We start from the raw sequence: 21,256 nt of genomic DNA, 5'->3' as shown, positions 1-21,256 counted from the left end.
ACACAGAGATTATGCCGGTAACCGGCTGATTACACTTTAAAAATGAAAGGGGCTCTATCCCTTGCCGTGGTCATGAAGGCTTTTATTAATGTGCGCATAATGAGAAATAAAGGTAATCAAATACAAATCAATCACTTACGTCTTAATCTGTAAAAAGTGAACACAAAAGTGGGTTTTGTGTCTACTTTTGTGTTGACCAGGGTGGATTTTGTGAGCTAATGTTCACCCATATTGAAGTGTTTATTGACGATCAGAAGGGTTAATAGGCAATCGTCTGACCGCTTCTATAATAAAAAGCTCGGAGAGGGGGCGTTTCCATTCTCTGAGTAATAAAGGATATTTTAGCTACTGACACCAGGGAATCCCAATTACGCCATCGGCTGTAACGCTACAGTTTAAAACCCACCAATCTATATTGATGCCAGTCGGCTAGTTAGCCGACCGATATCTATTTATGCCTTGACGTTATCACTCGGCGATTCTATTTCTTTTTCTACTTGTTTCTTATTTCCCCACTCTCCGGCAGTGAGAGAGTGGAGAATATCACTCAGGCCAGATTAGCTTTGTGCAGACGCCGGTTTCTGAGAGCGGCTCACTGTCAATTTGAGCGCCCAGTACAGCAGGCTGGCGGCCAGTAACGAGTTGATGGTAGGCACACCCCACTCAGTCACCAATCCGACGATGCTGCCGGCAATACTGGCGATGATGGCCGTCCAGCCAATGGTTGGCGTCTGGTCAGGCAGTTTTCCTTCCTGGCGGCTCTCATCCAGAATTTTACGGTGAGTGCGCAACAGATAATAATCGACCAACATAACGCCGATAATCGGCGGGAATACCACACCAAGTACCGTCAGGAAATCGACAAACCGATCCAGAATGCCCAATACGGAAAGTGTGGTGCCCAATACGCCAATCACTAACGTGGTTGCGGTGTATTTCAGCCTTTTACCGGTCATGCCTTCAACGGCGTTGACGATGCCCAGTGACGATGAATACAGGTTGAGGTCGTTAACCCTCAAAGTGGAGAACACGACGACCAGCAAGCCCGCACCGCCGGCAACTTGCGACATGATGGTGACCACATCCGCCGTGCCGAGCGTTTTGGCAATCAGCAGCGCCAGGCCGTTAACCACGAACTCTCCGGCGACAATGGTGAGAATGGTCACGCCAAATACATGCTTGCTGTTTTTTGAGTAGCGCGTTAAATCGGGGGTCATCAGGCTGGCAACAATAGCGCCGCCGACCACAATAGTGATACCGGCGCTGATCGACAGCGGATCACCCGGCGGCATAAGTTGGATAATCTCCGGCAGATTATGGCCGGTGAGGGTGATATAGGAAATATAGGCCACCAACATAATAAACATCGGCACCGCAATTCTGGCGGCAATGCGCAAGGCCTTGAAGCCAAACGCCACCAGGATGGTCAATAGGGTACCGGACAGCCCGGCCGCCAGACCAAAGCCCAGTTTATTGCCAAGAGCGAAATCCAACGATTTGGCGAAGATGGCATTTTGTATGCCAAACCAACCCAGCAGGCTGACAGCGACGACGACACCGATCAGGACCGAACCCAAGCGGCCGAAACCGCACCAACGGGCGAGCAGGCTACCGGAGATCCCTTCGCGCATCCCCGCCAACCCGAGGCCGTAGGTCACTACGCCAAAAATCAGGCTGCCGACAAAAATGGCGGTGAATGCATCGATCAGCGTCATGGAATGGCCCAACACGGCGCCAAGCATAAACTGATCCAGAGCGGTCAACATGCCCATATGCACGATAGCTACGCTTAAAAAGGAGACTCTTTTATCCTGAGGTACCCGGGTTAACGGATAGTCTTCAATTTTGATCACGGTGAGGTATTCCTTGCTATTTAAATAAACTGGATGCCTTTCGCTATCAGGCGATCGGGAATATAGCTGTCCAGACGCGCATATTTGCAAAACTCCTCAAACTGCTGCTGTGTGTGGACATCAGATTTCTGATAAATGTTATATATTCTGTTTTCTATGGTTTTATTGCTGATGTTATATATTTTGGCTATTTCTTTCACCGACAGCCGTTGCAACATTAAAAAGATAACGTCCAGTTCAGCACGGGTAAAAATAGTGCTGTTGGTTTCCGTGGTTAATACGCTGGGTTTATGATGATTGATATAATTAAGCGGGGATAATGTGTTGAGCGGCTTGGCGTTCCACATCACCCCGAAGACTTCTTTCTTATCGTTGTAGATGGGCAGTTTTTCGCTGATAAACGGTGTCAGGCTGTCTTTCCCATACCAATAATGGGTTTCTATCACGGCAACCCGATCGCGTGAGATCTCGGTCATTTTGTCATGCTCGACAAAATCGGCGGCAGATTCGGCCCAGTCGGCGGGGAATTCGTCGTCTCGCTTACCGGCTATATCAAAACTTAATGGCGTGTTGGTATAGAGGTAGGCGGCCCGGTTCATGTAAAGATGACGGGATGCCAGATCCTTGATGCCCCATGGCTCACTTAAGTGCTCCATCATGGCAATCAGGCCCTTCAAATAGAATTCATTACTTTTATCGGGCGAATCCATTCTGACCTCACCGATTAAGATTGGGTTATAACTTTTTCGCCAGGTAGTGACGCGTATGCTTTTTGGCATAATCGCCTAAGTTGCCGTAAACCTGATAGCCCAATTTTTCATAAAAGCCTCGGGCCTGGAAGTCGAAAGTATCGACATAAGCCATGTGGCAACCGCGCTTCTTGGCTTCTTCTTCGGCTTGTAACATCAATTGGCGGCCATAGCCGCTTTTCTGATATTGCTCGCCGACCCAAAGATACTGTACTTCAAGCCCGCCCCACCAGGTTCTGGCAACCAGGCCGGCGACGATTTTGCCTTCGTCATCGGTAATGGTCAGGAACAGCGGGTGGATATCGACATGTTCGGTTTTTTCGTTGTGAGCCCACAGGCTATCAATGACGAACTCTTCATCTTGTGGGTTTGGTTGATCGGTAATATTGATATTCATTGTTGTAATATAATTCCCTGTGATAATAATTGTTTTTGCAATCAATCTGATGTCTACCAACGGGTTTAACTATCACTTTTCATAATGTATTACAAGGGTGGTTTTCACCCGTTCCCGTCGGTGGGGCAAACCTTTATATTAACTGTGACGGGGCTAGAAAATAGCGCAATACGCGGTAATAAATAGCGGTAAATCCTGTCCAGTCAATCTCTTCTTATTGTGCCTCACCAGGGCCTCCTTCAGAAAATACATTAGCCATTCAGGCTCCACCGGTAGAGCAAGCTAACTTGCCAAAGGGGAGCCGCCATGTTCAAAATTCCCCAGAGTCAGCAACTGTAATCCCATCATTTATCCTGAGCGGTACCCTTGGCGATGTCCTCCAATGCAGGTGCGATAGCCGCACTGAACATAGCACCGTGATCCAAGCCTGGCCATTCCCGGAAATCAACCTCAAGTCCCTTTAGCGTACCCAACCGTTCGGCCAACTGCTGAGCTGCATCTGCGGGAAGTGGAGCCTGCTTGACATTGGGCGGTGCTGAACGCATTTTCTCGCCACCGCCGGTCCATAACCACAGATGGGCAGATAACGCAGGATGTCGATCAATAACCCGTTGTGCTTCTTGCAGAATAAAGCCTTTGCCCCACCAGAGAGAGGGTTCAACCGCGACGTAATGTTGGAACGCCGCTGGCTGGGTTAGCAGCGTATGCAGAACGAACAGACCGCCGTAAGAGTGTCCCCACAGCGTTTGCTGTTGAGGATCAACGGTAACCTTCGCTGCAACTGCCGGTTTCACCTGACGTTCAATCAGTTGCAAGAAGGCATCTGCGCCGCCATTGGGCCGCATCCCACTGGTTTGCAGTGCGGCCGGGGTGTAATCGTAGCTGCGGCCATTGGCATCGATACGCAAATCGTTGTCATAACTGATCAGCACCAATACCGGCGGCTGTTTTTGTGCTGCAAGCCGTGCCAACAAGCTGGCATTCAGCTCCATCAGTACCGCGTTGCCGTCCAAAAAGTAGATGACCGGATACCCAGCCGGTGGCGGGGCGATACGCGGCTGCGCGATGCGGATGCGGTAATGGCGCTGGCCATCCACTGAATTGAACCGTAAATCACTGAATTGATAATCAGGTGACTGTGTATCGGCGATGGTCACGCCAATTTTACGTTCCAGATCGGGCCTGGCCTGCACCATCATGGGGGAGCCAACGCCGATAATCAGCGAGATGACAAAGGTAAGACTGCGAAGAAAAGAGGATGCCATGCTGAGCCTGTTCAACTGAAAAACCTCGATAATAACATCTCATCAGTAAATGGGGGGTATGGCCGTTCAGCGGTCGCCATAAAAGCAAAGCAGCCCGGTGATGTGCTCAGTGGGTTGATAAGGGGGGAGGGCGAAGCTGGATTCAGAATGACCCAATCACCAACCCACTGTGCGTAGAGAAACCCATCCCTCATAATTGTCGTACCTGAATATCAAAATCGGGTTCGGAAATTCACCCTATCAGGCCAGCTGGCGGTATTTCTTTGCCAATAATGACGTTAATAGTTACCCAAGGGCCGTTAATGTTTTTCAATAGGCTATTGTTTTATATAAAATTATACCATTGCGTTAGGAATTTTCTTAGTCGTTGTTCTATGGTAATATAACCATGCTTAATAAAGGTGAATTATTGTTAATTAGTTTGTAGGGCAAGGGATTATGAAATATATAATTAATAATAATATTAAATATCATGAAGATAGATCTGAACTGGTTGTACTGAATGATAACATCCCGCCGGTTGCCTTGACGGCAACCCTGAATCGCTTGCTCTCCGCCTTGGTCAGAAACAATAATCTGGTGCTTTCTCGCAATACGCTTCTGATGCAGGTCTGGGAGGCGCATGGGCAAGTGGCCTCCGGCAATAATCTCAATAACACCATTTCTATCCTGCGCAAAATATTCGCTTCGCTCGGCGAAGAGGACATTATCGTTACCTTGCCCCGGCAGGGGTTTATGTTTACCGCCGCGACGCTGGAAACGGCGGACAGTTTGGCTGCCGATTTACCGGCTACTGAACTCCCGAATGACATGGCGCAGACATTGCCTGTTGTTTCGCCACATTTTGCTCGTCTTAAAGGTGTTGCTTTGAGCACACTGGTTCTGTTGGCTGCCGTCAGTGGCGTTTGGGCCTGGTCGGACCTTGGATATTCACCGATTAAAACGAGGTCCGTGGGTAAAATAGGCAGCTGTGACGTTCAATTCATTACGTCTTACCATAAGGTGGGCTCCGGCCAGGTCGATTTGACCCATTTGAAGGAACTGTTGGCGCAAAAAAACGATATCAAATGCACCGAGCCAGCGACGCTATTTTTTTACGACACCTTATCGCTAATGCCGAATGCCGCCGGGCGATTCAGAACCTCTTATTTCTATTATTGTCCTGAGAAGCAGGTGAGTTCTAGCCAAGTGCAATGTGAGAATTTTTATGAAAATAAGGACTTATAGTTTTTTTCGCCGTTGCGGCTATGGGATGGCAGCACTGCTGGCGCTGGTTGTCTGCGGCATTTCCGCTTACGCGTTGTTTTTTAGACCCCAGCTCCCGGAGTGCCAGGCGACATTATGGGTGACTAATCAGCTAAAAGATAAAACGATGCGGCGCGTATTGCTGATTAGCATCGCACCAGAAGGTGCACGACGGGCAAAGGTGTTGATTCACGGCAGTTTTTTCGACGGATATGTCAGATACAACATTGACCGTGCGGTGATAATGGATTATCAACGCCAAGGAGATAACTATACGTTTACCGTGCGGGAAAACAACAATAGACCGGCGGATTCGCTAATAGCACCCGAATTGAATCGGCGTATGCCAATGCAGGGGCAACAGTATCATTTACGTATTGAACAAATAGACAGCCAGCGCTTCTTATTTGTTGGAAATTACGCTCCGCTTTTTGTCTGCAGCACTGTACGGTAAGTTGTATCCCCTTGGAGTAAGACAGCCAAGGGGACTAAAAATCTGACCCTGGGGGGCATATAGAATTTTAATTATTATTATTGATGTAATTATTAATGCAAGGGCTGCTAATTTCACGCGGACAAAAGGTTATCTGCTCCTCATTACTCTGTGAGTTTTCGTTACGGATGTTATCGTAATAGTAGACGTCTGCTTTACTTTTACAGTTAAAGCCCGCTTGCTGAATGATGCCTCTAATCTTATCTAAACTCCCACTCCCCAATTTCATACTGTAGATCTGACAGCGCTCATAATTCCCCAGCGGATAGACGTTAATGCGAGTGCTGTTCTGATACAGCACGATGGCAGCAAACGGCACTAGGCAAGCAGCAGTGATCATGATTAAGCGCTGAAAAGGATTCCATAACCTTTTTTTGGTTGACGGAGAATATTCATCCTGCCAAGAAAATTTATTTTCATAGGCGTAGGGTTCATCCTCATTCGCTATCTGATGAATGACTTTGGCGGAAAATTTAAACCCTTGGCGTGGATAGGTAACGATAAGCTCCTCCTCCCCAAACTGTGCCAGAGACTTTCTGAGCCCGGACACGTAATTATTAAGGTTATTATTGGATGCTTTTAAACCATACTCTACCCAAACCTCATTAAGTAATCTATCTCGCAACAAGAGAACATCATTATTGCGAATAAATAAAGAGAGCAAGCGGCACGTCGGTTTCAACAACGCCAGCTTACTGCTCGCATTGTCTATATGCATTAGCGTGCCTTCCTCTTCATTATAGAGGACGTTGTCATTAATATTAAAAATCATGTTATTTACCTGTCAACTTTCCTGTCGAGAGATGATTCTGAGACCTTCTGACTTTTTTTTCAATCCTACTCAATATGAGTAAATAGGATTTATCTCTATATTCTTATAATATCCGTAAATAATTGCTTATGTTATAAGTACATTAAAATAAATATGTGTAATTAATACGTATTTTTTGGGTTTAAAACCTATCTAATTGCTATTTTATTTTATAATATCCTGTGTTTTTGTCTATTTCACGCATAACATTTTATTTTGGCTTTGAAGAAGGTAACTTTGTTCCCACTGATACGGAGCGCTAAACGTTATGTATCGGCACTCAAACAACGCTTGGATAAATTAACCCTCAGCGTTGATGATCTGATGATGGAATACATTGATTTCTCTTCTTGCTAAGGAATGTAAGGGCTTTATATGAAACTGAATAAAATTATGCTGGCTGCAGTGATGGCTTTTGGTGTTTCTTCTTTCGCTAACGCAGCAAACCAGGGCAGCGGTTCAGTCACCTTTACCGGTGAAATTATCGATGCACCATGTTCAATCGCACCAGGCAATATTGATCAGACTATCGCAATGGGCCAAATCTCTAACCTGAGCCTGAAAGATGGTCGTGCGTCTGAATTAAAACAAGACTTCAAAATCGTGTTGGAAGATTGTACTTCAGCAACAGCGAAAACAGTGAAGACCACCTTTACCGGTGAGCCGGGCGGCGCTACAGGTACAGATAAGAAAATGGTTGCTCTGGGCAGCGGCAGCACTGCTAAAGGTGCAAGTATTGTTATTACCGATACCAAAAACAGTAATGCCGTTGTTGAGCTGGGTACCGCAACGACCGGTCAGGTTATTGCTGCAGGTGATACTGATGCCGAGCTGGAATTCCAGGCTTATCTGAAAGGCAATGGTGGCGCTCTGGACACCATCGTTCCTGGTGCGTTCACCAGCGTTGTTAACTTCGCTCTGAACTACCAATAAGCAATATTCATAAGCGTATTCAGCATGCGGGTAACCGCATGCTTTTTAAAATGGAACCTTATTGCCAGGAACGTGTATATGTTTGAGAAAGTCCAAACCTTAGTGGCACCTTCCCTGTTGACCCTGATTTTTATTACCCAGCCATTAATGGCACAGAGCTCTGTGATTGGGTGGGGAAGGGTCAATATGGAAGGCGCCATTGTCAATGCTGCTTGTGCAATTGAATCTGCGAGCCGTGATCAAACTATCGACATGCAAACATTACCGGTGGAACAAATTGCCCGGGATGGCAAGGGCCTGACCAAGGCATTTAGCTTGCGGTTATTAAATTGCAGTTTAACAGACGCAGGAAAAATACAACCCGGCCGTCAACATTTTCAAATGATGTTTGATGGCAGAGCCGATAACGGATTGTTCGGGGTGATGGGAGATGCAACGGGAATAGCATTACGTCTTTCAGACAGCGTCGGCAATGTTATTTACCCAGGCTTGACCATGCCGATAGACGGCACGGTAATAAAAGAGAATCAATTAAACTATTCAATGCAACTGGTGGCTAATCGCCAAGTGTTGCGTGCCGGGGATTATAGAACCGCTATCCGTTTTAAATTGAATTACTACTGATTATAAATAAGTTAAAGGTTGGCGGTATCATGGAATCGAACGCAAATAATTCGAGCGCACCTTTATTGAGCCTATTAGGAGTGTGCGTCGCTTTGGCGATATGCAGCTTGCCATTTCAATTACAGGCAAGTGATGAGGTGCAGTTTAACATTGACGTGTTGGATCTCAATGACAGAAAGAATATTGACTTGAGTCAGTTTTCTCGCGGCGGCTATATCATGCCGGGGAAATATGTCATGTCTATTCGTCTGAACACGCAGGTTTTACCCGAAGAGCCTATCGCATTCTATGCGCCGGAAAATGATGCAAAAGGCAGCCAGGCTTGTATATCTCCAACGCTGGTTGAAAAACTGGGTTTTAAACCGGACGCCCTAACAAAGCTGCGCTGGTGGCATGACGAACAGTGCCTGGATTTAACCAGCCTTAACGGCCTGGAAGCCAAAGGCGATCTGGCCACGTCCAGCCTGTATTTGAATGTGCCACAGGCCTATTTGGAATATTCGTCTCCGGATTGGGACCCTCCATCACGTTGGGATGAAGGTATTCCCGGTTTGCTGTTGGACTATAACCTGAATTCACAGGTTCAACGTACGCAACAAGGTGGGCAGCAGTCATACAACCTTAGCGGTAATGGTACTACCGGGGCTAACCTGGGGGCCTGGCGTTTACGTGCTGACTGGCAGATGAACATCAATCATCAGACCGGCTCCGGTTTACCTACCCAGCAGAATTTTGACTGGAGTCGGTATTACGCGTTTCGTGCACTACCTCGCTGGGGCGCTCGCCTGACGATGGGGGAGGATTATCTGGCGACGGATATTTTCGACAGCTTCCGCTTTACCGGGGTCAGCGTGAGTTCAGACGACAATATGTTGCCACCTAACTTACGTGGCTATGCGCCTGAAGTGACAGGCATAGCCAAAAGCAATGCCAAAGTTGTTATAAGCCAGCTGGGGCGTGTGCTGTATGAAACCCGTGTCGCGGCAGGGCCATTCCGCATCCAGGACATTAATGACTCTATTAACGGCCAGTTGGATGTTCGGGTTGAAGAACAAGACGGCAGCGTGCAGGAATTTAAGGTAGATACCGCCAATATCCCATACCTGACCCGCCCGGGTTCGGTACGTTATAAATTTGCCAGCGGCAAGCCTTCCGACTGGAATCATCATGTCCAGGGGCCTTTGTTCGCCACCGGCGAATTCTCTTGGGGGGTGAGTAACGGTTGGTCATTGTACGGCGGCGCTATTGCCGGCGGGGATTACACCGCATTGTCTATGGGGCTGGGGCGTGACCTGCTGGCCTTTGGTGCAGTGTCGTTTGACTCTACGCAATCGCGAGCGAAATTACCGCAGCAGGCTGATGTTAAAAGCGGCGGGTCTTATCGGGTCAGTTATTCAAAGAGTTTTGACGAGTACGACAGCCAGATCACCTTTGCCGGCTATCGCTTCTCAGAGCAGAACTTTATGACCATGAGTGAATATCTTGATGCTCGTTATTACGATAACCGCATCGGGAAAAACAGAGAAATGTACACCATCACGCTGAATAAACAGTTTCGTGATTTGGGGTTAAGCACATATCTCAATTATAGCCACCAGAGTTATTGGGATCAGCCCGTGAGCGAGCGTTATAGCCTGGCACTCTCACGCTATTTCGATTTGGGGCCAATGAAAAATATGAATGCATCATTAACGGTTTATCGAAATAAAGATAACCGCGCCAATGACGATGGCATGTATTTGTCCTTTACCCTGCCTTGGGGCATGAACTCTAACGTCAGTTATAGCAGCTCATGGAACCGTAATGAGACTACCCAGCGAGTGGGATATTACGAAAGACTGGATGAACACAATAATTACCAATTGAGCACCGGCCACTCACGCCGAGGCAGCTCAGCCAGTGGTTTCTACACCCACGAAGGTGATAGCGCGCGGATCGGCGCCAACGCCAGTTACCAAAGTGGCGGCTATTCATCCATGGGCATGTCCTTACAAGGCGGGATGACGGCAACGGCCAAAGGGGCGGCGCTGCATCGAACCGGCTCGCTGGGGGGGACACGCTTATTGCTGGATACCGACGGTGTGGCCGGGGTACCGGTGCGAGGGTTTGGTGCAACGACGAGTACCAATGCGTTTGGCAAAGCAGTGGTTGCGGACATCAGCAGTTACTACCGCAGCAGGGCGAGTATCGATCTCAACACTTTGCCGGATGATGTTGACGCAACGCAGTCGGTGGTGCAGGCGACGCTAACCGAAGGGGCAATTGGTTATCGGCGGTTTAACGTCATTTCGGGGCAAAAGGCGATGGCGGTAATCCGTCTGGCCGACGGCAGTGCACCGCCGTTTGGCGCACTGGTCTACAACAGCAGGCAGCAACAGACAGGCCTGGTTAATGATGAAGGCAGCGTATATCTGAGCGGCATCCAGCCCAATACCGAGATGACGGTGAATTGGGATGGTAAAGCGCAATGCCGGATCGCACTGCCGGAGATCCGCACGGATATCGCGTTAAGCAACCTGCTGTTGCCGTGCCGGGCGAACACCGAGATGCGGGCGGAATAAGCCGTCGCTCCCGTGATTATTTCAGTAAGAACAGCGTTAGGAAACGGAACAATTTTATGCAAACAAATAGGGTAAAGGCATTTTCTGTTGTTGGGGTGTTGTCGGCAACATTGTTGAGCAGCCAGGTAGAGGCGGCTATTGCGCTGGATCGTACCCGTGTGATCTTTAACGGTGGCGAGAAGTCGGTGAGCATGAATATCAGCAATAAAAACACGCAATTGCCGTATCTGGCTCAGGGGTGGCTCGAGGACGCCGATGGCAAAAAAATCACCAGCCCGCTGGTGGTCTTGCCTCCGGTGCAACGGTTGGAGCCGGGTGCACAGAGCCAAATAAAAGTGCAGGCGACGCCAGCGGCGAATTTGTTAGCACAGGATCGTGAAACCCTGTTCTATTTCAACTTGCGTGAAATTCCCCCAAAGAGTGATAAGGCTAACACGCTGCAAATTGCCTTGCAGACGCGCATTAAGCTGTTTTATCGCCCCGCAGCGATTACACCCAGCAAGGGCAACGCCTTTACGCCGTGGCAGGAAAAATTAACGCTGACACGCCAAGGAGAAGGTTTCCAGGTTAATAACCCTACGCCTTACTACATCACGCTGGTGGATGCCAGCAGCAGCAAAAAAGGCAAAACGGCGCAGGGTTTTGAACCGCTGATGGTGCCGCCTAAGGGCAGTATTGCGTTAGGGGCCTCCGGCCTGGGTAATTCACCGGTGCTGACCTACGTCAATGATTACGGCGGTCGCCCTGATCTGACGTTCAAATGCGGCACCAGTGATTGCCAGGTTGTGCCAGACGCAAAAGGGTAACCGATGCCGGTGGCCTATTTTACTGGTTGAAGCGTGTGGGGAAGAAACAATGCAAAGAATGGGCAAGGGTTACAGCAATCTGCGGGACGGCTTTTTAACACGGCAAGCAGGCATAGGTACCCTATTGGCGGTGGCCTTGCTGACGGCCGGCTACGCCGAAGCGGACGAAGGGAATCACGGCGTTCTATTTGTCCATGGTGCATTAACAGAAGGCGCTTGTCGGCTGGATATGACGTCGGCATATCAAGATGTCTGGTTGGGGGAAACGACAACGGGCAGCCTCGCCAAGGTGGGCGAACGTACTAAGCCGGTCGCTTTCCAACTTCGCTTGCGAGACTGCCTGCGAACGGGGGGAGCAATACAAGATGACCGTTTGGGCAATCGCGTATGGGATGCCTATCAGCCGGCCGTTACGGTGAGTTTCAACGCGCCCTTAGACGCGGATAAGCCGCAGTTGGTCAAGGTTCGTGGGGCGGGTGGGTTAGCGCTTCGCCTGCTGGATAGCGACAAAAAGGATGTGCGTTTGGGCAGCCGCAGCCGACCACAGCTGTTGAAAGGTGCAAATGACGTGCTGAATTTCTACGTCATGGCGGAACGTACAGGTGCGCCTTTGGTTGCAGGTGCCTACCAGGTCGCGATTGATTTTCGGATGAACTATGACTGAGGCGAAAACAATGGGCAACCCAGGGTACTGCGCGTGGCAAAAGGCGAAGGAGGGCATTCTGATCTGCTGCGCTCTGGCGGCAACCATGGCGACGACCTCAGCGCTGACCTTGTTAGCAGTGCTGTTGATTAGCCAGGCCGGGTGGGCCGCGACGGTGACGGTTACCGTCAAAGGCGTCATTGTTGCCAAGCCAAAATGCGAGATTAATGGCGGGCAGGATATTAACGTGCCCTTCGGTGAGCTGACCACGATCAAGATTGATGGTGAAAGATACGGCAAACGGCCGATCCCTTACGGGGTGAGCTGCAGTGGCAATACATCAGGTAGCGCAGGGTTGTTGAAAATCAGCTTGCAAGGCTTGGCACCGGATTTCGGCGACGGTTTGTTGCGTACCAATAATAACGATCTGGCAATTAAGCTGGTGCAAGAGAATGGCCAACAGCTGCGGTTGAATTCCTGGCTTAATTTTACCTACCCGATTGCACCTGCATTATATGCAGTTCCGGTCAAGCGCAGCGGTGCCACGCTGAGAGGGGGGGATTTTTCCAGTGCCGCCACGTTACTTGTAGAGGTTCAATAAGGAGATAAACATGAAGGAAGCTAATATGAAAAAAATGAATGTGACGCATTATTCCGCCATGGCGACAATGCTCTGCATGGGATTGCTGGTGGTTGGCTCTGCGCAAGCGGTAAATGTAAAGTTCATGGGCAAATTGGTAGAACAACCGATCTGTACGCTGAATGATGGCAAAGATATTAGCGTTGATTTCGCCAACGTCGCCATCAGTAAAATTGACGGTGTTAACTACAAAAAAATGGAAATCCCTTATACCGTTAGCTGCAATGGTGGTTCAGCGGGTTATGGTGACCTGAAAGTGAAGCTGGGATTTGCACCGGTATCCTGGGGTGACGGCAAACCGTTGCAGTCTAGTATTGGCAACCTTGGGTTGCGTATTACGCAGGGCGCGGGCGACACCACCTATGTCAGCGACACCAAACTGATCATTAATGCCGCTAACCCCACAAAGCTCTATGCGGTACCCATCGCACGGCCTGGGAGCATGTTAGTGGGTACCGATTTTACCGGCGCTGCGACTCTGACTGCTGAGTATGAGTAATAGCGGTTTCTGCAACTAGGCAGATATGCCTGGTTGCAGGAAATAGATATCGCCGGTGTTAACTTTTTAAACGTAAATATGCTATTTAATCATGCAGTCGGTATGGTTATTAGAGGGGCTTTAGTAATATTATTTTAATAAAATGCATTGCTGCTTTTTATGTGTGCTAATTGAGTGGTGTTTGTTATTTATGCCTATTTAATTTCTAATACATCCATGGTTTCAAAGAGGAACTTATGAGTTTTTATAATTTGTATTTTTTTAATGACAAAGTGGCATGGATGGGTAAGGTTATTTTATCTTCTTTTTTAATTTTTATTTTTGTGTGTAAAGCAGAAGCGGGCATAGTTTGGGAAACCACCAATGCGCCTATAATAGATGGAACTATTTCGTCCGCAAATGCCAAGTACTATGGGGCTGCTGGTAAAATTGTGAGTATGGACTTTAATGATCCAACACCGAACCCTTGTTATCAGAAAGCATGCATAGCAACTATTGGCATTTATACTAATTTCTCGAGTATACCTGCACCTTATGTACGTTCATACTTAGCCTATATGTGGGAGATGGGGCCAATATACCAATCGAAAACTATGGGGGAGCTTTATGCAGCCTTAAGCAGTAAAGCCGGAAATAATTTTCATGTTGGGGCTGAGGTAGGGGGGTATGGCAGTGTTAAATACTATTGTGACCCTGAGCTTGCTTCCGCGATATGTATTATTCAGAATAAGTGGGAGGCCTATTCAAAAGTATGCTATGCGCTTGTTTATTACCGGACTTCATCTGCATATTATAACACTTTTCCTGGACAGGGTTGTATTGGCCCAACACCGCCTAATAATGAATGCAATATTGATGCGGGCGCGGTAACACTGGATCACGGACAATTAAGTACAGATGAGGTTAATGGCCATAAGAAACAAGAGACTTTTCGTATTTCCTGCACCTACCCGGCTAACGCAGATATTTCTTTGGTGAGTAATAATGCCAGTGAAAAAATAATGCTAAAGGGTGACGATAGCCTGTATTCCACTGTCACTATCGATGGTGTACCTGGCATAACCGGTAAGAAAATCAACATTCCTACTGGTGGGGCATCGATTAACCTGGAATCTACCCTGCACACTGTCGGTAATGTTGAAGAGGGGCCGTTCAGTGGCAATGGCATTCTTATCATAAACTCTTATTAATCATCTATAAGGGGGGTACATAACCTCGTAGGTTATAAAGTTTCCTGCGAGAGACACAATGACTGATGTAATTTTCATTGTTGTCTTAATGACGGGCACGGGCATGTTCTGCGTTCTTGCAGATTATATTGCTATGCTCCTATTCTAGGGAGGTAAGGATGAAGGTAATCAATATCATCATTGATGATGATAATCGCTACTTTTCTGCTGGCCTGCAGAGCAGCATTAAGGAATATGCCCGGTGCCATAATAAAACGATTTGTTTTTTAAAGCAGGATGCTGAAATTCAGCCCGATGTGGTGTTTGTTTCAACACGTCGGGGGGCCCAGAGTTGGCGCCGAACGGCTTATGATAATGGGCGTTCGCCTGTCGTCACGATCAAGGAAAGGCCGGTGGTTGCCGTAAGTCAACCACCGCGCGTGCTGTACCGAACGGACAGGCCGGCTAAGTTGTTCGAACTGCTGGCCGAAACCTTAGCGAATATACGCCCAGTAAGATCGTTTGAGCATCCGCTTCTGACCCAGCGTGAGCAGCAGGTTATGAGCTATCTCAGAAGGGGGCTCGATCAATCACAAGCGGCCCGAGTGCTGGGCGTGAGCGTCAAAACGGTACACAGCCATAAACGTTCCGTTATGAAAAAATTGATGCTAAGTCGACATCATGAATTTATTTACTGGCTTTTGTCCCACGGGGATTGGGTATAACAAGAATACAGAATGTTATATCTCCACAAAATTTATAGCTTAGCGTTTACATAATTATCAAAATAAATTAATGAGTTGTTTTTATTTACTGATTGAAAAACACCAACAAGGAGCGTTGTATATGAAAAAATTAACCATTTCATTTTTCGGTGCCTGCATCATGATGGCGTCTTATGCCTATGCTGGTTTTAATGGGAACACCAATACTCACGATAATCAAGGAAACGGTAACGGCGCAGGGGACATTAATATTGGCCACTGTGATGAGGGCAAAGGCCAGAATGGGGGTAAATGCGTTGGGGAGAGTAACGGTACCACTAAGCCCAAGGAACAAGAAAAGGGCGACGTGCTTAATTCAATTTGCAAATCACCCGTTATGAAAAAGTATGCGGTAATCTGCCAGTGATAATTTCTTAACCCATCAGATGGGAAAAACCAGGGCTGTTTATAGTCCACTAAGATAATTTATTATTTTACACCAATATTGTGAATGGCTTCGTCATGGTACCAAGCAGAATTGCTTGTTATCAAGGTGACCTTTCCCGCTGCGTGTAGCCAAAGGACGGTAAAAATGATGCTATTATTTTTAGCAGTGATTATGCTTTTATTAAGTGTGTATGCATTTATTAAACATACCAAGTCAATTAATAAAAATCGTCTGGGAGGATCGGGGCGATGATGGCTTTGGGACCAGCCCATAGGCTGAGGCCTTGAGGCCGAATAATCGAACGTGTTAGATAGAGAGTTCATATCTCAGAAAATAAAGAGCCCGCCATAGGCGGGTTCTTCTATATAGGGTGCCCGGACTCGGACAACTGGCGCTTGCGCCGTGTTGAACAGCGCTTTAGCGCTGGCCCGTAGGGTGAGGCTTTTGGCCGAATAATCGAACGGAGTTCGATGAAGAGTCCGTATCTCTGAAAGCAAAAAACCCGCCATAGGCGGGTTCTTCTAAATAGGGTGCCGGACTCGGACAACCGGCGCTTGCGCCGTGTTGAACAGCGCTTTAGCGCTGGCCCGTAGGGTGAGGCCTTGGGGCCGAATAATCGAACGGAGTTCGATGAAGAGTCCGTATCTTTGAAAGCAAAAAACCCGCCATAGGCGGGTTCTTCTAAATAGGGTGCCCGGACTCGGACAACCGGCGCTTGCGCCGTGTTGAACAGCGCTTTAGCGCTGGCCCGTAGGGTGAGGCCTTGGGGCCGAATAATCGAACGGAGTTCGATGAAGAGTCCGTATCTTTGAAAGCAAAAAACCCGCCATAGGCGGGTTCTTCTAAATATGGTGCCCGGACTCGGAATCGAACCAAGGACACGGGGATTTTCAATCCCCTGCTCTACCGACTGAGCTATCCGGGCAACGGGGCGCATTAAACCGTATTGACCGGATGCCGTCAATCGCTTTCTATCACAAAGCCGACCGGTTGCTCTATTTTCAAGCAAGTCCCGCTGGCTTCTCTGCAATCGCTACGATTTAGTTAACACTTCAGCCCTTATGGTAAGCCTTGCGGTTACTTCAATACCGGCTCAAACGCGACAATCGTTGACTTTCTTACCTGAAGGGGGAAGTGCCGGGGCCAGAAGATTTAACGTGGCGAAACGCGGGTTTATTCACGTTGGGCACCTTCGCAGCCTGTGCCGAATAATCTTTCGCTACAGCTTTCTGGCAGACCTTCCTGAAGCTTTCAACGCCAGCACAATCAGCCTAAGTTCGCGCCGTGCGGCAAACCTATGCGGTCGAGAAACCATGTGGTCGAACTGCAAGTGGATTACGCGTTTAACGTGTTCTCATCCTGTCAGTCTTGCCATGTGGTATTACCCATATGGCAAGAATTAAATAATTATGCACTTTTAGCGGCTATTAACCGGCTTGAACCGTCAAAAAAAACGTGCAATCATTGCGCACATTCACCCTAGGGTGATTCCCCCTCATCATATGTCAGAGGATTACAGGCATGACTGGTTTTGTTGCTCAAGTGCAGTTGCGCACCAGACATCTGATGATGCCATCACTCTGCCGTTACTTTTCCCGAACGCGCTCGGCCAGTAATACTCTGCCTGCCATGCGGTAAGGCTATCTGATGCTCGCTGTTAGGCATTATTAAAAATAGAACTGCGGTTCTGGTTTTACTGATGTCTATTGGTCGCTGCCGATACCAGCCCCCGATATATCCTTCATACTTGAAGTTGCATCTGTGTTGGCCACACTCACACGCCCGAGACACTGACGAATGTCAGCTCATCGGGGTTGGTTCACTTGCCGCCTGGATGCAATACCCATTATTTTGGATAGCTACCTGATAACCTCAGGAGAGTCAGCCGGTCACAATTGCGCTCTATGCTGCAACCCCGGACATCACTTTGCCGGGATAACCTTTGTTATCTCATTACTGTGCCCTGTGGCACACCCTCATCCTTAACCGTTTGAGAGTTAGCATGATGAAAGAATTGAAAATCGCCACCAGCGCCAGCCTGGTCGCTACCATTGAAACGCTGCGTCAGATCGTCCGCGTAGAGCAAACGGACTACACCGATGTTGCTGCATTAGTGGTGTCGGTTGATGACGTCAACACCGGTATCCTGACGCAACTTAAAGCGACCGGGTTCGAGATCCCGACCTTTGTGGCGGTTGCCGCGGATGAACATCTTTCACCTGACTACCTGCCTTTTATCAGCGGCGTGTTTGCACTGGACGGCGCCAGTAAGGCGTTCTATATGGCGCAATTGGAGGCTGCTGCGGATGCCTATGAGCAAGCGTTGTTGCCGCCGTTTTTCAAGACATTGAAAACCTATGTGGAAATGGAGAACTCGACCTTTGCTTGCCCTGGGCACCAAGGTGGGGAGTTTTTCCGCAAACACCCGGCCGGTCGAAAGTTTTTCGAGTTCTACGGTGAAACGCTTTTCCGTTCTGACATGTGCAATGCTGATGTGAAGTTGGGCGATCTTTTGATCCACGAAGGGTCGGCCAAGGATGCGCAAAAGCATGCTGCGCGGGTATTCAACGCCGATAAAACCTACTTTGTGCTCAATGGGACTTCTGCGGCCAACAAAGTCGTGACCAATGCACTGCTGACGCGTGGCGACCTGGTACTGTTCGACCGCAACAACCATAAGTCCAATCACCATGGCGCCTTGATTCAAGCCGGTGCGACACCGGTGTATCTGGAAACGGCGCGCAACCCGTTTGGTTTCATTGGCGGTATTGATTCACGCTGCTTTGATGAACACTACCTGCGCGAGCAAATTCGTGACGTTGCGCCAGAAAAGGCCAATGCAGCACGTCCGTTCCGGCTGGCAATCATTCAGCTTGGTACCTATGACGGCACCATCTATAACGCACGTCAGGTGATCGACACTATCGGCCATCTGTGTGACTACATCCTGTTTGACTCTGCCTGGGTAGGTTACGAAGGCTTTATCCCGATGCTGAAAGAGTGCTCCCCGTTGTTGTTGGAGCTCGATGAGCTGGATCCGGGCATCTTTGTCACTCAATCGGTGCATAAGCAGCAGGCAGGCTTCTCACAGACTTCGCAGATCCACAAGAAAGACGATCACATCAAGGGGCAGAAGCGCCACTGCAATCACAAGCATCTCAATAATGCTTTCATGCTGCACGCTTCGACCAGCCCGTTTTACCCGCTGTTCGCCGCGCTGGATGTGAATGCCAAGATGCATGCCGGGGCAGCCGGTCGGCGCATGTGGATGGACTGCGTTAAACTGGGCATTGAGACGCGCAAGCAACTGTTGGAGCGCTGCTCGCAGCTTAAACCCTTTATTCCGCTGCAGGTGGCGGGTAAGAATTGGCAAGATTACGACACCGATCTGATCGCCAACGACGCGCGTTTCTTCAACTTTGTACCGGGTGAGAAATGGCACGGTTTTGAAGGCTATGCTCAGGATCAGTATTTGGTGGACCCGTGCAAACTGCTGTTGACCACGCCGGGCATTGACGCGGCCACCGGCCAGTACACCGAGTTTGGCGTGCCGGCGACTATTCTGGCCAACTTCTTGCGCGAGAACGGCATTGTTCCCGAAAAATGCGATCTTAATTCAATCTTGTTCCTGCTGACTCCGGCGGAAAACCCGGCCAAGATGGAGCAGTTGGTGGACATGTTGGTGCAGTTCGAACGCTATGTGGCAGAAGATGCGCCGTTAAGCGTGGTCCTGCCAACGGTATATCGCAAGAATGAACAGCGCTATCGCGGTTATACCTTGCGCCAACTGTGTCAGGAAATGCACGATTTGTACGTCAGCTTTGATGTCAAGCAGCTGCAAAAAGAGATGTTCCGTCAGCGTCATTTCCCACAGGTGATGATGAACCCACAAGACGCAAATGTGGAATTTATTCGCGATAACGTCGAACTGGTGCCTATCGGCCAGGCGGAAGGGCGCATTGCGGCGGAAGGCGCATTACCTTACCCACCGGGCGTATTGTGCGTGGTGCCTGGAGAAGTCTGGGGCGGGGCGGTGCAGCGTTACTTCCTGGCCTTGGAAGACGGGATTAACCGGCTGCCGGGCTTCTCGCCGGAGTTGCAGGGCGTGTATATCGAGAAAAAAGATCACGGCTGGAAACGCATCTTCGGCTATATGATCAAGCAATAGCGACAGGCGGCCCATAACGGGCCGCTTTCACATTATCGGTTCACGGGATGACAAAGCTGAAACCCACCGCTACCTTTTAGGTAAAACCATAGATATCAAGAATAAGAATAAGAAGATGAAAGAAGAGGGTTATCTGGAGTGGGTAGACGGAGAGAAAAGGCGCTCGACGCTACGTAATTTTAACTGGTTCTTATTGGTTAATGCCCTGTTCTCTGTCTATTTGTTTTTCCAACGGGGTCAGGCCTTTGCTGCCCACTCTTTCGCGCAGTTGATAGGCGAAATGCCGGCGATAAGCGCCGTGATCCCGGTGTCGGCCCTGTCCTATGTTGTTTTACGTCAGTTAGCCCCAAGAGGGGAAAGTGCCGCGTGGCGTGGCGCCGTCGTTTCTATCTCGCTGCTGGCTTTGTGCTGGTGTGCCATTTTTCACCACCTTATCGTCAACGATCTCATTTACCTGGTCTACCCGCTGACGATAGGCCTGCTGTTTTCTTCATTGGTCGCGTTTTACCTGTCGCCAAAGCTGTTTTTCTTGTTCAGCATGCCGGTGCTGCTGGTCGCTATTGCCGAGAATATTTTTATCCGCAGCGCCTTTTCACTGGCGAACATGATTTCATATGCGCTGATGCTGTTTCTGATTTACTCGGCGCAGCGGCGGTTGAAGCAGTGGTTCCAGTTGGCGATTGAGCGTGAGCAAGAAAACAAACGACTGATTGAACGCCTGAGCAAGCTGGCGCACCGCGATCCACTTACCGGTATCGCCAACCGGCGTTACTTTGATCACTACTTTGACGCTGTGTTATTGCGGGAGTCGACGCTGCAGTCGCCCTTTGCCCTGATCCTGCTGGACGTCGATTTTTTCAAAAAATACAACGACCATTATGGCCATCAGCAGGGGGATGAGTGCCTGATCAGGCTAGCCGCCTGTCTGGAGAGCGCGACCCGGCGTTCGCAGGATCTGGTGGCCCGCTATGGTGGTGAAGAGTTTATTATCCTGCTGCCGAAATCCGATGCCCGTGAGGCTGAAAACGTAGCACAACGAATCGCGGCGCTGCTCGCGGGGTTGGCGTTGCCGCATGCAGATTCTGAGGTGGCGCAATGGGTGACGGTAAGCCAGGGGGTTGCAATGGCAACCGGGACAAAGCCGTGAGCAACTGCTGGCGGCAGCCGACATGGCGTTATACCGTGCCAAGGCGCTTGGTCGCAATGGCTATAGCATTGCAGAGTGATGTGGTTGGTCAGGACGGCGCG

19 protein-coding genes and 1 tRNA gene are annotated in these 21,256 nt (G+C 49.1%); 14 read left to right on the top strand and 6 right to left on the bottom strand.

Features of this window, described 5'->3' with window-relative positions:
- Positions 1–557: 557 nt before the first annotated feature.
- The 4 genes from ACI2J2_RS16770 to ACI2J2_RS16755 form a co-directional block, all read right to left on the bottom strand.
- On the bottom strand, positions 558–1,853 hold the full coding sequence (locus tag ACI2J2_RS16770; protein WP_404760472.1) for a cytosine permease: 1,296 nt from the start codon (positions 1,851–1,853) through the stop codon (positions 558–560).
- A gap of 20 nt (positions 1,854–1,873) precedes the next feature.
- Positions 1,874–2,563, bottom strand: a complete 690-nt coding sequence (locus ACI2J2_RS16765) for a PAS and helix-turn-helix domain-containing protein (protein ID WP_209637426.1) — start codon at positions 2,561–2,563, stop codon at positions 1,874–1,876.
- Positions 2,564–2,588: 25 nt separating this feature from the next.
- Positions 2,589–2,999 (bottom strand): GNAT family N-acetyltransferase, encoded by a 411-nt coding sequence (locus tag ACI2J2_RS16760; RefSeq protein ID WP_209637428.1) that lies wholly within the window; start codon positions 2,997–2,999, stop codon positions 2,589–2,591.
- 344 nt (positions 3,000–3,343) lie between these two features.
- Positions 3,344–4,264: an alpha/beta hydrolase gene (locus tag ACI2J2_RS16755; protein ID WP_404760471.1), complete on the bottom strand. Its 921-nt coding sequence runs from the start codon at positions 4,262–4,264 to the stop codon at positions 3,344–3,346.
- Between the two features lie 438 nt (positions 4,265–4,702).
- On the opposite strand from ACI2J2_RS16755, the gene ACI2J2_RS16750 reads away from it, so the two are divergent.
- Both ACI2J2_RS16750 and ACI2J2_RS16745 read left to right on the top strand, forming a co-directional pair.
- Positions 4,703–5,491 carry a winged helix-turn-helix domain-containing protein gene (locus ACI2J2_RS16750; protein ID WP_404760470.1) on the top strand — a complete coding sequence of 263 codons (789 nt, stop codon included), beginning with the start codon at positions 4,703–4,705 and terminating at the stop codon, positions 5,489–5,491.
- A 25-nt stretch (positions 5,492–5,516) separates the two neighbouring features.
- A complete protein-coding gene (locus ACI2J2_RS16745) occupies positions 5,517–5,963 on the top strand; it encodes a hypothetical protein (protein ID WP_209637434.1) in 447 nt (148 codons plus the stop codon).
- A 67-nt stretch (positions 5,964–6,030) separates the two neighbouring features.
- Here the strand turns inward: ACI2J2_RS16745 and ACI2J2_RS16740 are convergent, their stop codons facing one another.
- Positions 6,031–6,774, bottom strand: coding sequence for a winged helix-turn-helix domain-containing protein (locus tag ACI2J2_RS16740; protein ID WP_209637436.1), 744 nt, complete (start codon positions 6,772–6,774; stop codon positions 6,031–6,033).
- Positions 6,775–7,188: 414 nt separating this feature from the next.
- Here ACI2J2_RS16740 and ACI2J2_RS16735 point away from each other — a divergent pair, with 414 nt between their 5' ends.
- The 10 genes from ACI2J2_RS16735 to ACI2J2_RS16690 all read left to right on the top strand — a co-directional run bounded on the left by ACI2J2_RS16735 (position 7,189) and on the right by ACI2J2_RS16690 (position 15,819).
- On the top strand, positions 7,189–7,746 hold the full coding sequence (locus ACI2J2_RS16735) for a fimbrial protein (protein WP_209637438.1): 558 nt from the start codon (positions 7,189–7,191) through the stop codon (positions 7,744–7,746).
- 78 nt (positions 7,747–7,824) lie between these two features.
- Entirely contained in the window at positions 7,825–8,370 is a 546-nt protein-coding gene (locus tag ACI2J2_RS16730; protein WP_404760469.1) for a fimbrial protein, read from the top strand.
- Positions 8,371–8,399: 29 nt separating this feature from the next.
- Positions 8,400–10,931 (top strand): outer membrane usher protein, encoded by a 2,532-nt coding sequence (locus tag ACI2J2_RS16725; RefSeq protein ID WP_404760468.1) that lies wholly within the window; start codon positions 8,400–8,402, stop codon positions 10,929–10,931.
- A 56-nt stretch (positions 10,932–10,987) separates the two neighbouring features.
- The gene (locus ACI2J2_RS16720; RefSeq protein ID WP_404760467.1) at positions 10,988–11,737 is read left to right on the top strand and encodes a fimbria/pilus periplasmic chaperone; all 750 of its coding nucleotides are present in this window, start codon (positions 10,988–10,990) and stop codon (positions 11,735–11,737) included.
- A gap of 49 nt (positions 11,738–11,786) precedes the next feature.
- The gene (locus ACI2J2_RS16715; RefSeq protein WP_404760466.1) at positions 11,787–12,401 is read left to right on the top strand and encodes a fimbrial protein; all 615 of its coding nucleotides are present in this window, start codon (positions 11,787–11,789) and stop codon (positions 12,399–12,401) included.
- A gap of 10 nt (positions 12,402–12,411) precedes the next feature.
- Positions 12,412–12,981 carry a fimbrial protein gene (locus ACI2J2_RS16710; RefSeq protein ID WP_404760465.1) on the top strand — a complete coding sequence of 190 codons (570 nt, stop codon included), beginning with the start codon at positions 12,412–12,414 and terminating at the stop codon, positions 12,979–12,981.
- A 10-nt stretch (positions 12,982–12,991) separates the two neighbouring features.
- Positions 12,992–13,519, top strand: a complete 528-nt coding sequence (locus ACI2J2_RS16705; RefSeq protein ID WP_404760464.1) for a fimbrial protein — start codon at positions 12,992–12,994, stop codon at positions 13,517–13,519.
- Between the two features lie 236 nt (positions 13,520–13,755).
- Positions 13,756–14,709: a hypothetical protein gene (locus tag ACI2J2_RS16700; protein ID WP_404760463.1), complete on the top strand. Its 954-nt coding sequence runs from the start codon at positions 13,756–13,758 to the stop codon at positions 14,707–14,709.
- Positions 14,710–14,867: 158 nt separating this feature from the next.
- Positions 14,868–15,413, top strand: a complete 546-nt coding sequence (locus ACI2J2_RS16695; RefSeq protein WP_404760462.1) for a helix-turn-helix transcriptional regulator — start codon at positions 14,868–14,870, stop codon at positions 15,411–15,413.
- 121 nt (positions 15,414–15,534) lie between these two features.
- Positions 15,535–15,819, top strand: coding sequence for a hypothetical protein (locus tag ACI2J2_RS16690; RefSeq protein ID WP_404760461.1), 285 nt, complete (start codon positions 15,535–15,537; stop codon positions 15,817–15,819).
- Positions 15,820–16,689: 870 nt separating this feature from the next.
- Here ACI2J2_RS16690 and ACI2J2_RS16685 read toward each other — a convergent pair.
- Positions 16,690–16,765: transfer RNA gene (locus tag ACI2J2_RS16685), tRNA-Phe, on the bottom strand.
- Between the two features lie 1,080 nt (positions 16,766–17,845).
- Here ACI2J2_RS16685 and speF point away from each other — a divergent pair.
- Together speF and ACI2J2_RS16675 are read left to right on the top strand one after the other, a co-directional pair.
- On the top strand, positions 17,846–20,008 hold the full coding sequence (gene speF / locus ACI2J2_RS16680) for an ornithine decarboxylase SpeF (protein WP_209637641.1): 2,163 nt from the start codon (positions 17,846–17,848) through the stop codon (positions 20,006–20,008).
- A 115-nt stretch (positions 20,009–20,123) separates the two neighbouring features.
- A complete protein-coding gene (locus ACI2J2_RS16675; RefSeq protein WP_404760460.1) occupies positions 20,124–21,155 on the top strand; it encodes a membrane-associated sensor domain-containing protein in 1,032 nt (343 codons plus the stop codon).
- Positions 21,156–21,256: the final 101 nt, after the last annotated feature.

It is taken from the genome of Serratia sp. NPDC087055, assembly GCF_044900985.1.
Classification (GTDB): Bacteria; Pseudomonadota; Gammaproteobacteria; order Enterobacterales; family Enterobacteriaceae; genus Serratia.
The sequence above is the reverse complement of the archived record's forward strand: the minus strand, read 5'-3'. Positions and strand labels throughout refer to the sequence as shown.

Bases quoted from the DNA above. Each gene is read 5' to 3' on its own strand.
- ACI2J2_RS16750 (WP_404760470.1), top strand. From the start codon at position 4,703: ATGAAATATATAATTAATAATAATATTAAATATCATGAAGATAGATCT.
- ACI2J2_RS16700 (WP_404760463.1), top strand. From the start codon at position 13,756: ATGAGTTTTTATAATTTGTATTTTTTTAATGACAAAGTGGCATGGATG.
- ACI2J2_RS16730 (WP_404760469.1), top strand. From the start codon at position 7,825: ATGTTTGAGAAAGTCCAAACCTTAGTGGCACCTTCCCTGTTGACCCTG.
- ACI2J2_RS16705 (WP_404760464.1), top strand. From the start codon at position 12,992: ATGAAGGAAGCTAATATGAAAAAAATGAATGTGACGCATTATTCCGCC.
- ACI2J2_RS16725 (WP_404760468.1), top strand. From the start codon at position 8,400: ATGGAATCGAACGCAAATAATTCGAGCGCACCTTTATTGAGCCTATTA.
- ACI2J2_RS16695 (WP_404760462.1), top strand. From the start codon at position 14,868: ATGAAGGTAATCAATATCATCATTGATGATGATAATCGCTACTTTTCT.
- ACI2J2_RS16710 (WP_404760465.1), top strand. From the start codon at position 12,412: ATGGGCAACCCAGGGTACTGCGCGTGGCAAAAGGCGAAGGAGGGCATT.
- ACI2J2_RS16760 (WP_209637428.1), bottom strand. From the start codon at position 2,999: ATGAATATCAATATTACCGATCAACCAAACCCACAAGATGAAGAGTTC.
- speF (WP_209637641.1), top strand. From the start codon at position 17,846: ATGAAAGAATTGAAAATCGCCACCAGCGCCAGCCTGGTCGCTACCATT.
- ACI2J2_RS16755 (WP_404760471.1), bottom strand. From the start codon at position 4,264: ATGGCATCCTCTTTTCTTCGCAGTCTTACCTTTGTCATCTCGCTGATT.
- ACI2J2_RS16745 (WP_209637434.1), top strand. From the start codon at position 5,517: ATGGCAGCACTGCTGGCGCTGGTTGTCTGCGGCATTTCCGCTTACGCG.
- ACI2J2_RS16740 (WP_209637436.1), bottom strand. From the start codon at position 6,774: ATGATTTTTAATATTAATGACAACGTCCTCTATAATGAAGAGGAAGGC.
- ACI2J2_RS16720 (WP_404760467.1), top strand. From the start codon at position 10,988: ATGCAAACAAATAGGGTAAAGGCATTTTCTGTTGTTGGGGTGTTGTCG.
- ACI2J2_RS16675 (WP_404760460.1), top strand. From the start codon at position 20,124: ATGAAAGAAGAGGGTTATCTGGAGTGGGTAGACGGAGAGAAAAGGCGC.
- ACI2J2_RS16715 (WP_404760466.1), top strand. From the start codon at position 11,787: ATGCAAAGAATGGGCAAGGGTTACAGCAATCTGCGGGACGGCTTTTTA.
- ACI2J2_RS16735 (WP_209637438.1), top strand. From the start codon at position 7,189: ATGAAACTGAATAAAATTATGCTGGCTGCAGTGATGGCTTTTGGTGTT.
- ACI2J2_RS16690 (WP_404760461.1), top strand. From the start codon at position 15,535: ATGAAAAAATTAACCATTTCATTTTTCGGTGCCTGCATCATGATGGCG.
- ACI2J2_RS16765 (WP_209637426.1), bottom strand. From the start codon at position 2,563: ATGGATTCGCCCGATAAAAGTAATGAATTCTATTTGAAGGGCCTGATT.